This is a genomic window from Monashia sp. HAY1-5C (assembly GCF_056755255.1).
In genome coordinates, this window is sequence record NZ_JBPGXG010000892.1 from 1 (window position 1) to 229 (window position 229).

General features: G+C 62.9%; 1 rRNA gene. It reads right to left on the minus strand.

The features are described 5' to 3' along the window. Nucleotides 1-150 precede the first annotated feature (150 nt). Nucleotides 151-229: ribosomal RNA gene (locus ACR9ZK_RS23870) — 16S ribosomal RNA — on the minus strand; the annotation flags it as partial.

A 229-nucleotide genomic window follows, 5' to 3' on the forward strand; every position in this document is an offset into this window, starting at 1 on the left:
CGTCACCGTGTTGTACTAGCGAGCCACCGGCTCGACCAGATGCCAAATAATCGATGTTCCACCCATGAGCACCCCCACCAGGCGTTCGCTGGCGGCGGGCCACTGCGCCACCAGACCCCGAACGGGCCCGGCAGCGAAGCTGCTCCTTAGAAAGGAGGTGATCCAGCCGCACCTTCCGGTACGGCTACCTTGTTACGACTTAGTCCCAATCGCCAGTCCCACCTTCGCC